Origin of the sequence: Bradyrhizobium sp. (assembly GCF_017881085.1) — a bacterium.
In the GTDB taxonomy this organism is placed as follows: domain Bacteria; phylum Pseudomonadota; class Alphaproteobacteria; order Rhizobiales; family Xanthobacteraceae; genus Bradyrhizobium.
Window position 1 is genome coordinate 1 of record NZ_JADGRI010000197.1, and the last position, 10,178, is coordinate 10,178.

At 63.7% G+C, this 10,178-nt stretch carries 11 protein-coding genes; 4 read left to right on the forward strand and 7 right to left on the reverse strand.

Features of this window, described 5'->3' with window-relative positions; genetic code table 11:
* Window positions 1-351 (forward strand): SDR family oxidoreductase (locus tag QZ213_RS18070; RefSeq protein ID WP_291687461.1); only part of this gene is annotated, 351 nt, incomplete at its 5' end.
* A 163-nt stretch (window positions 352-514) separates the two neighbouring features.
* Window positions 515-1,384 carry an EamA family transporter gene (locus QZ213_RS18075; protein WP_291687462.1) on the forward strand — a complete coding sequence of 290 codons (870 nt, stop codon included), beginning with the start codon at window positions 515-517 and terminating at the stop codon, window positions 1,382-1,384.
* Between the two features lie 22 nt (window positions 1,385-1,406).
* Here the strand turns inward: QZ213_RS18075 and QZ213_RS18080 are convergent, their stop codons facing one another.
* The 3 genes from QZ213_RS18080 to gloB all read right to left on the reverse strand — a co-directional run bounded on the left by QZ213_RS18080 (window position 1,407) and on the right by gloB (window position 3,390).
* On the reverse strand, window positions 1,407-2,102 hold the full coding sequence (locus tag QZ213_RS18080; RefSeq protein WP_291687463.1) for a flavin reductase family protein: 696 nt from the start codon (window positions 2,100-2,102) through the stop codon (window positions 1,407-1,409).
* A gap of 72 nt (window positions 2,103-2,174) precedes the next feature.
* On the reverse strand, window positions 2,175-2,609 hold the full coding sequence (locus QZ213_RS18085; RefSeq protein ID WP_291687464.1) for a cupin domain-containing protein: 435 nt from the start codon (window positions 2,607-2,609) through the stop codon (window positions 2,175-2,177).
* A 13-nt stretch (window positions 2,610-2,622) separates the two neighbouring features.
* Window positions 2,623-3,390, reverse strand: coding sequence for a hydroxyacylglutathione hydrolase (gloB, locus tag QZ213_RS18090; RefSeq protein WP_291687465.1), 768 nt, complete (start codon window positions 3,388-3,390; stop codon window positions 2,623-2,625).
* Window positions 3,391-3,523: 133 nt separating this feature from the next.
* Here gloB and QZ213_RS18095 point away from each other — a divergent pair, with 133 nt between their 5' ends.
* Entirely contained in the window at window positions 3,524-4,270 is a 747-nt protein-coding gene (locus QZ213_RS18095; protein ID WP_291687466.1) for a methyltransferase domain-containing protein, read from the forward strand.
* Window positions 4,271-4,382: 112 nt separating this feature from the next.
* Here the strand turns inward: QZ213_RS18095 and QZ213_RS18100 are convergent, their stop codons facing one another.
* Window positions 4,383-5,120, reverse strand: a complete 738-nt coding sequence (locus QZ213_RS18100) for a DUF4167 domain-containing protein (protein WP_291687467.1) — start codon at window positions 5,118-5,120, stop codon at window positions 4,383-4,385.
* Window positions 5,121-5,646: 526 nt separating this feature from the next.
* A complete protein-coding gene (prmC, locus tag QZ213_RS18105) occupies window positions 5,647-6,531 on the reverse strand; it encodes a peptide chain release factor N(5)-glutamine methyltransferase (protein ID WP_291687468.1) in 885 nt (294 codons plus the stop codon).
* Between the two features lie 358 nt (window positions 6,532-6,889).
* Here prmC and QZ213_RS18110 point away from each other — a divergent pair, with 358 nt between their 5' ends.
* The gene (locus tag QZ213_RS18110; RefSeq protein WP_291687469.1) at window positions 6,890-7,111 is read left to right on the forward strand and encodes a hypothetical protein; all 222 of its coding nucleotides are present in this window, start codon (window positions 6,890-6,892) and stop codon (window positions 7,109-7,111) included.
* A gap of 221 nt (window positions 7,112-7,332) precedes the next feature.
* On the opposite strand, the gene prfA is transcribed toward QZ213_RS18110, so the two are convergent.
* Together prfA and ptsP are read right to left on the reverse strand one after the other, a co-directional pair.
* Window positions 7,333-8,418, reverse strand: a complete 1,086-nt coding sequence (prfA, locus tag QZ213_RS18115) for a peptide chain release factor 1 (RefSeq protein WP_291687470.1) — start codon at window positions 8,416-8,418, stop codon at window positions 7,333-7,335.
* Between the two features lie 50 nt (window positions 8,419-8,468).
* Window positions 8,469-10,178 (reverse strand): phosphoenolpyruvate--protein phosphotransferase (gene ptsP, locus QZ213_RS18120; RefSeq protein WP_291687471.1); only part of this gene is annotated, 1,710 nt, incomplete at its 5' end.

A 10,178-nucleotide genomic window follows, 5' to 3' on the forward strand; every position in this document is an offset into this window, starting at 1 on the left:
TTCGGCCGCGTCATCAACATCTCCTCGATCAACGGCCAGAAGGGCCAGTTCGGCCAGGTCAATTATTCGGCGGCCAAGGCCGGCGACATCGGCTTCACCAAGGCGCTCGCCCTGGAGAATGCCAAGGGCGGCATCACCGTGAACGCGATCTGCCCGGGCTATATCAACACCGAGATGGTGCAGGCGGTGCCGAAGGAGGTGCTGGAAAAGAGCATCCTGCCGCTGATTCCGGTCGGTCGCCTTGGCGAGCCCGACGAAATCGCGCGCGCCGTGGTATTCCTCGCCGCCGACGAAGCCGGCGCCATCACCGGCTCTACGCTGACGATCAATGGCGGGCAGTATATGGTGTGATTGTTCATTCCGTCATTGCCTGCGACAAACGCGAAGCTTTTGCGCAAGGGAGCGCAAGCGACGAAGAAATCCAGTTTCGTGATATCCGATAGATGGATTGCTTCGCGGAGCCTGTCATCGGGCGGCGCGTCGCGCCGACCCGTTGGCTCGCAATGACGGATCAATGACCTCCCGCACCGCCACGCTGATCGGACTGACCGCGATCCTGATGTGGTCGCTGCTGGCGGCGCTGACGGTGGCGACCGGAAAAATTCCCGCCTTTCAGCTCGCGGCGATGACCTTTGCGATCGGCGCGCTGGTGGGGTGCCTGACCTGGATCGGGCGGCCCGATGCGCTTCGCGCCTTGCGGCAGCCGCCGCTGGCGTGGATCGTCGGCGTCGGCGGTCTGTTCGGCTATCACGCCCTGTATTTTCTCGCGCTGCGCTTCGCGCCGCCAGCCGAAGCGGGATTGCTCAATTATCTCTGGCCGCTGTTGATCGTGCTGTTCTCGTCGCTATTGCCGGGCGAGCGGTTGGCGCCGCACCATGTCGTCGGTGCGCTGCTTGGTCTGGCCGGCACGGTGCTGCTGTTTGCCGGCAACAGTCTCGGCGACTTCGCGCCCGGCCAGATGCCCGGACTGATTGCGGCATTCATCGCAGCCTTCGTATGGGCTGCCTATTCGGTGATGTCGCGCAAGCTCAAGGCTGTACCGACCGATGCGGTGGCGGGCTTTTGCGCGGCGACCGCGCTGCTGGCCGCAGCCGTGCATGGCCTGGTCGAAGACACGGTATGGCCCGACACGATGACGCAGTGGCTGTCGATCACCGCGCTCGGAGTCGGCCCGGTCGGCGCCGCATTTTATGCCTGGGATGTCGGCATGAAGCGCGGCGACATCCGCGTGCTCGGAGCCGCGTCCTACGCGACGCCGCTGCTCTCGACCTCGTTCCTGATTCTGGCCGGCTTTGCCAGACCGAGCGCGAATATCGCGATCGCCGCCGTGCTGATCGCCGGCGGCGGCCTGATCGCGGCGAGGGACATGTTCCGGAAGCGCTGAAGCGCGCTCGTCACGTGTCAGGTCAAACCGCCGGCCGCCAGCCCGGCGGTCTGTAGGCGCTCTCCGGAATTTGTCCGAGCTCGGAGTGTTGCAGCTTGTGCGGGGTCAGCCCGTAAAACTGCTGGAAACTCATGATCAGCGGCCGCCATTTGTCGGGATCGATGCGGTCGGGTTGGCCATCCATCAGGATTCCCGGACGCGCATGCACGCGGGTGATCTTGACCTCGATCGCCACGAGATTGCCGCGCCAGACCTCGTCTTCCTGGGCCATCTTGTGGACCTGCGCGACCTTTGCCTCGATCTGCACCGGGCATTCTGCGGCGCGAGGGGCGGCGACGGTTTCGCCGCGCAGCGCCGTCAGGCCGCTGATCTCAAACTTGTTCTTCTCGTGTCGGTAGCCTCGATTGATCTTGCCGGCAGGTACGGGGTCCGAACCGGTGGTGCGCGCGAGTTTGTTGACGGCGTCGACGAGCTCCGCGGAAGGAAGATTGAGCACGCACTCGCCTGTGCGAATCATGTTTTCGGTAGACTTGGAGTTGCTCGCTAATCCAAGCATGCAGCGCCAGCCGACCCACCATGCCGAGGACATCGGCGCGAGATTGGGTGAGCCGTCCTCGTTGCTCGAGCCGATCAGCACCACCGGTGTCCCGAAATACAGAATTGCCGGTTCGATAATCTGGGAGCGCGCTATATCGGTGATATCGATTGTGTTGAGCATGACAGTTTTCCTGTGTGAAGCTCAACCTAACGGGTTCGCGCGCTCATCCCACCCGATTCCCGAATGCGTTTTTCAGCCGCCGGGGAACCAATCGGGCTTGGCTAATTCGAAGGCGGCAAAATCGAATCCAGGCGCCACCGTGCATCCGACCAGCGTCCAGTCGCCGGTGGACTCGGCCGCCTGCCAGGCCTGCGCGGGCACGACCGCCTGCGGCACTTCACCGGCTGCGAGATCGGGACCGAGCCTGATGCTGTGCCGGCCGTCCTCATCGGCGACGTGCAGGGTAAGCGCGCTTCCAGCGTAATAATGCCAGATCTCCACCGCGTCGATGCGATGCCAGTGCGAGCGCTCGCCGCGCGCCAGCAGGAAATAGATCGCGGTGGAGCGCGCGCGTCCATCGGCATCGGTGCGGGAATCGCGAAAGGCCTCGCGATAATGCCCGCCTTCCGGGTGCGGCTGCAGCGCAAGCCGCGCAATGATGCCGGCGGCGGTCAGCACCTCAGCCATCGGGATTGGCCCCTCAGGATTTGTTCTTGCGTTCGCGCAACTCGCCGAATACCTCGGCGGCGCCGCGGCCCTTCATCCTCACGCCGGCCGCGACCGACGGCTCGTCGGCGCGCAGGAACACGTTTGCCTTTTTTTCCTCGCCAAGCAGGGTCGGAATCGTCGGCTTGTTCGCCGCCCGCAGCCGGGTCACTTCCTCCGCGCGCGCTTTCAGCGCTGCATTGTCCGGCTCGATCGTCAGCGCGAATTTGATATTGGCCGCGGTGTATTCGTGGCCGCAATAGAGCTTGAAATCGTCGGGCAGCGCTCGCAGCTTGAGCAGCGAACCCCACATCATCGGGTAATCGCCCTCGAACACCCGCCCGCAGCCGATCGAGAACAGCGTATCGGCGGCGAACAGCGCCTTGTCGTTATCGAAGACATAGCTGACGTGGTCGAGGGTATGGCCTGGGGTTTCCAGCACGCGGCCCAACAGAGCGCCCACCTTTACGATATCGCCCTGGCCGACGCGCAGATCGGCGTTGGCGATCTTGGTGGATTTGTCGTGGGGCGCGACCACCCGGCAGCCGTATTTCTGCTTCAGCTCGGCGACGCCGCCGACATGGTCGTGATGATGATGGGTGATGAGGATATCGGTCAGGGTCCAGCCCTCGCGCTCCAGCGCCTTGAGGATGGGCGCGGCTTCCGGCGCATCGATCGAGGCGGTCGCCTTGGTATCGGGATCGTGAATCAGATAGCCGAAATTGTCGGTGAGGCAGGGGAACAGGCGAATCTCGGCAGCCATGATATCTCCGTCGATTGGGTGAGGCGGTGACGCCGGTCAGCGCCCATATAGGCATGAAATATGGCGTTAACGCTCCAACGGCAATGCAATATTCCGCGTCCCCGGCGGCGGGGCGTCGTGTTACATTAGCTTCATGATCATCGATGTCATCGACCTCCGCGATTTCTATTCGCAGCGCCTCGGCATCGTGGCGCGGCGGCTCATCAATCGCGGCATTCATGCGCGCTGGCCGGATGCGCAGGGCCAGCGGGTGCTCGGCATCGGTTATCCCACGCCCTATCTCGGCCTGTTTCGCGAGGACTCAGAGCGCTGCATCGCCTTCATGCCGGCGGCGCAGGGCGTGCTGAAATGGCCGACAGCGCGGCCGACGCTCGCCGCCCTGGTCGATGAATTTTCGCTACCGCTGCCTGACGCGTCCGTCGATCGCATCCTCCTGGTTCACGCGCTGGAGATGTCCGACGATCCGGAAGGCTTGCTGCGCGAGGTCTGGCGGGTGCTGGCGCCGTCCGGCCGCATGATGGCAATCATTCCCAACCGGCGCGGGGTGTGGACGCGTACCGACAACACGCCGTTCGGCCACGGCCGGCCCTATTCGCGCTCGCAGATCACGCAATTGCTGCGGCAGACCTGGTTCACGCCGACGGGGTGGGGCGAGGCGTTGTTCATGCCTCCGGTGGCCGGCGGCTGGTTCCTGCGCTCGGCGATGGCGTGGGAGCGGGTCGGCGCGGCGCTGTCACTGCCGTTCGCCGGCGTTCATATCGTGGAAGCAACCAAGCAGGTCTACCGCGCGATCCCCGCGCACCGCGAACGCACGCGGCTGATCCCGGCGCTCGAACCGGTGCTGGTGCCGTCATCGCTGCAGCGGGATGACGGCGCGTAATTGGCAGGGGTGGGCAAAGCAAAAGCGTGCCCACCATCTCCGCTGGATTCTGAGTTTCTGGATTTGATGGGCACGGTGCACGAACGCCCTTGCCCACCCAGCGCCAGCCTCGTTACTCGTTCCCCGGATTGAAATCGTCGCCCGGCGTTGCCACCGGCGCGGCCATGCCGTCGGGGCGCGGACCGTGCGGCCTGCGGCGGCGGCGGGGAAAACGTTCGCGTTCGCCGCCCTCGAAGCCGGCCGGGCCGCCGCTGATCTGCGGCTGCGGTCCGGTGATGAACGACGGCAGCCGGTCGACGCTGGCGTCCGGAATTACCGGTTGGGGCTGGGGCTGCGGCTGTGGCTGAAACTGCGGCTGCGGACGATGTTCGCGCGGCTGATGCTGCTGCTCGCGCGGCTGGTAGGGCTGGCCGTCGCGCTGCTCGCGCGGATTGTTGTCGCGCGGCACGAACGGCTGCGGCTGCACCGGCACGAAACCGGGCTCCTGTCCGAAGTGCGAAAAGCTCTCGCCCTCGTCGTCGCCATCCTCCGAGGCCATTTCATTATCGGTGCGCGGCTGCGGCAGGTTCTGGCGGAACTGCTCCTGGGCCGCGGCGATCAGGCGGAAATAATGTTCGGCATGCTGATAGTAGTTTTCGGCCGCGACCGGATCGCCGGAAGAGCGCGCATCGCGCGCCAGCTGCACGTATTTTTCGGCAACATGAGATGCGGTGCCGCGGATCTTGATGTCGGGCCCGTTGGACTCGAATACGCGGGTCATCGGGTTCTGGCCGCGCCGGCCGCCATCATTCCTGTTGTTGCTGTTATTATTCCGGTTACGCATCCGCTTGTTGTTCTGACCGTTTCTCATATCTCGCCTTTATTCCAGCCCTGAAGTTACCAGCCTTGAGTTAATAGCCTTGAAGTTATTCGAAGTTATTCGGTTATCCGTCCTGGATGGTCGTCGCCATGGTCGCTTCGTCCGGTACGCTCACGCACACCGATTCGCAGCGCAATTCAATTCCACGCAGAAGTTACAGTACGTCGCGGTCAACAAAGACGCGCTCCCCAACAGTCCAGCGAATACCGCGGGCTGCATCAAGTCATTCCGCCTGCCAAAACAAGCAAAGGTTTCTCGCGTGAGTTTTCAAGCGCAATATCAGGCTTTCGTTCGCTTTGCGGTCGCAAGCAGCGCAGCTCTATTAAGCCATCGCGCTTGATTAGACCTGCGTTTTGGAACCTTTCACTCGGGGCGGGCTCTCGCTTTGAGAACTCTGGCCTCCACCCGCAATACCCTGCGGGGCATCTACGGGGGCCAACCCTGGACCGATGTTGTGAGCGGAACGTAGTCGCTCCCGGGGAATATTCCAAGTGGTTTTTTGCCTTCCAATCGGGCTTTATGGGGGCAGTTGCCGGCCCACCACGGCCCGGCGGATGCCGGCCAGATCGGCCTTTGCAGGCACAGGAAGCGTTAACCCTGAGGCCGTCATGAAACCTTCTATGTCCGCGCTTTGGCCCTGTCCCACCTCCACCACCAGCACGCCTGCGGGTGCAAGCAACCTTGCGGCTTGCGGGATAAGGGCGCGATAGGCGTCCAGTCCGTCCATGCCGCCGTCCAGCGCAGCGTGCGGATCGTGGCCGCTGACCTCGGTTGCGAGGCCGGCGATTTCCGCCGAGCGGATATAGGGCGGATTGGAGACGATCAGGCCGAACGGTCCGGACAGAGCCGCCGCGTAGTCGCAGGCGACGAAGCCGGTGCGATCGACCAGCTTGAGACCAACAGCGTTGCTGCGTGCTGTTTGTAACGCATCCTCGCTGATGTCGGTGCCGACGCCAAACGCATCGGGCAATTCGGACAGCAGTGCCAGCAGAATTGCCCCTGAACCGGTACCGATGTCGGCGATGCGCAGCGGTTGGTGCGGACGTGGCGCCGCGCGCAGCATTTCGAGCGCCAGCTCGACCACGGTTTCAGTGTCGGGCCTCGGCACCAGCGTCGCGGCCGAAAGTTTTAGCGGCAGTCCCCAGAATTCCCGGGTTCCGAGGATTCGTGCGACCGGCTCGCCGTCAAGCCGGCGGCGCGCGAAATTCTCGAGACGCGCCGCTTCCTCGGACGTGAGATGCCGGTTCGCCGCCGCGATCATACCTGTGAGATCGAGACCTAGCGCCGCGCCGACCAGAATTCGTGCGTCGAGTTCGGCGGATTCGATTGATCCGTTTCCAAAATGCGTCGACAGCGCGCGGCGCGCCATTTCGACAGTCCGTCCGGCGAATGAGTCGATCATGCGGCGCTTGCTTCATTTCTCTGCCACAAAAAGGGCAGGACTCGAAAGAAAGATAAGGAAAGATATTGAGAGACGAAAAGGATTCCGTATTCGATCGCGCGTCACTCGGCCGGGAAATCCGCTGGCCCCCGGTCTGGGGAACAATGTAGAATGCTGATGCGGGACAATTGCAGAGCCGTCCGACTTACGATCGAGCTCAATGGAGTACCATAATGAAGAATCATCTAGCCTTCCTCTTATGGCAGCGCGACCGGGCTGCTAGCCTGGAACGTCGCACATGCGGCGCCGTCCCCTTCCAGTTCGCCACAATCCTATGCGGACCTGCTGGAGCCGATTCCGAATGCGATGGAGGCTCTCCTTGCAGACGATCTGGCCAGGGCACGGCAGCCGAAGCCCTCGTTACAGCTCGCACAATTCTACTATCCCCACCATCACCATCACCATCACCATCATCATCATCATCATCATCGCCACAATGGATATTATGGTGGCGGTATTGTTGTCGCGCCCGGTCCTTACTACGCGCCCGACTGTTATATTCAACGGCGCGTCACGATTACCCCTTGGGGAGAACGTGTAGTGCGCAACGTTCGCGTCTGCGATTGAGCCAAAAACAAGACCTTGCTCCGGATAAGCTAGAAGCGCTGAATCCCTCGGTACAGGCCATGCGATTTCGACAGTTTGTCCGGTGAGGGAGCGGTCGCCCGGCGTCGTTGCGAGGCATCACAGCAACCTTGGCGTTGTCCTTGCTTGGCAGGGACGACGCGTTGTTGTTCTCTTACGCCGCGGCGCGGCTTTTTCTCACGCCGCCGCGCCCTGGGCGGCAAGCTGCGCGGCCTGGTGTTCGGTGGTCAGCGCGTCGACCAGTTCGCCCAAGGCTTCCCCCGCCATCACCTGCGGCAGTTTATAGAGCGTCAGGTTGATGCGGTGATCGGTGACGCGACCTTGCGGGAAATTGTAGGTGCGGATGCGCTCGGAGCGATCGCCGGAGCCGACCTTCTCGCGGCGATCCGCCGACCGCACCGCGTCGATGCGCTGCTGCTCGGCGTCATAAATGCGCGAGCGCAAAATGTTCATCGCCGAGGCGCGGTTCTTATGCTGCGAGCGGCTGTCCTGCATCATCACCACGATCCCGGTCGGAATATGGGTGATGCGGATGGCGGATTCGGTCTTGTTGACGTGCTGGCCGCCGGCGCCCTGCGCGCGCATGGTTTCGATCCGCAAGTCATCCTGCTTGATGTCGACGTCGACATCCTCGACCTCCGGCAGCACGGCAACCGTCGCCGCCGACGTGTGAATGCGCCCTTGCGTCTCGGTGTCGGGCACGCGCTGCACCCGGTGCACGCCGGATTCGAATTTCAATTTGGCGAAAGCGCCGCGGCCTTTCACCTCGGCGATGATTTCCTTGTAGCCGCCCATGGTTCCTTCGCTGGCGGAGATCACCTCGACCTTCCAGCCCTGCAGGGCCGCAAAACGCTCATACATCCGGAACAGGTCGCCGGCGAACAGCGAGGCCTCGTCGCCGCCGGTGCCGGCGCGGATTTCCAGCACCACGTTGCGATCGTCCATGGCATCCTTGGGCAGCAGCGCCACGCGAATCTGCTGTGCCAGTTCGAGGCTGCGGGTGGCTAGCGTTTCGCGCTCGGCCTCGGCCATGGCGCGCATTTCCGAATCGGTCGAGGGATCGGCGATCAGCGCCTCGGTTTCGGCGATTTCCTTCTCAGTGGCGCGGTACGCCTTGACCGCGCCGATCAGCGGGTTGAGCTCGGCCAGTTCGCGGGTGATCCGCACGTAGTTTTCCGAACTCATCTGGGCCAGCAACTGCGCCTCGAGCGAGGCATGGTGCGCCAGCAGGATATCGAGTTTGGCTTCGGGGAGCATTGACATTGGTACGTCTCGAATTGCGAAATAGAGGCATTGTGCGGGCGTCAGCCTCGCTACAACGACAGTCCCTCGGCTTCGGCGAATTCCGTCAGCTTCTGCCGGATCGACACGCTGCCGGACGGCGCATCGAGCAGCGGCGTCATCATCGCTTCGGCTTTGCTGGCGTCGAGGTCGAGAATCATCGCCTTGACCGGGCCATGCCCGGTCGCCGACATCGACAGCGAGCGGTAGCCGAGCGCGATCAGCGCCAGCGCCCCGATCGGCTTTGACGCCATCTCGCCGCACAGCGACGCGGATTTCTTCGCTGCATTGGCCTTGCGCACGATGTCGCGCAACGCCCGCAGGATCGGCGCCGACATGGTGTCAAACCGCTCGGAGACCTTGGCATTGCCGCGGTCGACCGCGAACAGAAACTGGAACAGGTCGTTTGAGCCGACCGAGACGAAGTCGACCTTTTTCAGGAGCTCGTCGAGCTGATAGAGCAGCGCCGGTACTTCCACCATGGTGCCGACGTCGATGCGCTCCGGTAGCGCATGGCCGTGCTGGCGCAGATATGTCAATTCGCGCTCGACGATCGCCTTGGCGGCATCGAATTCGGCGACTTCGGTGATCATCGGGAACATGATGCGCAGTGAACGGCCGCCCCCGGCGCGCAGCAGCGCGCGGATCTGGCCGCGCAACAGCCCGGGCCGGTCGAGCCCGAGCCGGATCGCGCGCCAGCCGAGCGCCGGATTTTCCTCGATCACGGTCTCCATATAGGGCAGCGCCTTGTCGCCGCCGATGTCCAGGGTGCGGAACGTCACCGGCTTGGGGCCCGCGGCGTCCAGCACCGTGCGGTACAGCGCGAGCTGATCGCTCGAGCGCGGCAGGCTCTGGCCCACCATGAATTGCAGCTCGGTGCGGAACAGGCCGATGCCGGCGCTGCCGGTGTCGTCGATATGCGGCAGATCGATGGTGAGGCCGGCATTGATCATCAATTCGATCGGCTGGCCGTCCTTGGTCACGCAGGGCTTGTCGCGCAGCGCCGAATATTGCGCCTGCCGCCGGGCGCGGAACCGCACCCGCTCCGCATAGGCCGATTCGATCTCCGCCGACGGGCGGATGTAAATCTCGCCGGAGGTGCCGTCGACGATGATGGCGTCGCCGGGATCGGCAATGCCCGGTGCGTTCGCTATTTCTCCGACCGCGGGGATGCCGAGCGCGCGCGCTACGATGGAAACGTGCGAATTGGCGGTGCCCTCCTCAAGCACCAGTCCGCGCAGGCGCTTGCGATCGTAGTCGAGCAGCGCCGCGGGTCCCATCGCGCGCGCGATCAGGATGGCATTGTCGGGTAGCTGTTCGCGCGACGGCGCGTGATCCTGTCCGACCAGCTGCCGCATCAGGCGATGGCCGAGATCCTCGAGGTCGTGCAGGCGGTCGCGCAAATAGGGATCGGTCGAGCGCAGCATGCGGGCGCGGGTGTCCGACTGCACGCGCTCGACGGCGGCTTCCGCGGTGAGGCCGGTGGCGACCGCCTCGTGCAGCTTGTGCGACCAGCCGTGGTCATTGGCAAACATCCGGTAGGCTTCCAGCACGTCGCGGTGCTCGCCGCCATCGGCGACATCGCCGCGCTCCAGCATGCGGTCGAGGTCGGCGCGCAGTTTTGCCAGCGCCGCGTCGAGCCGCTTGATTTCCTTCGGCAGGTCTTCGGCGATGTAATTGGTGATGACGACGCGCGGTTCGTGCAGCACCACATGGCCGAGCGCGATGCCGTCGGACAGGAT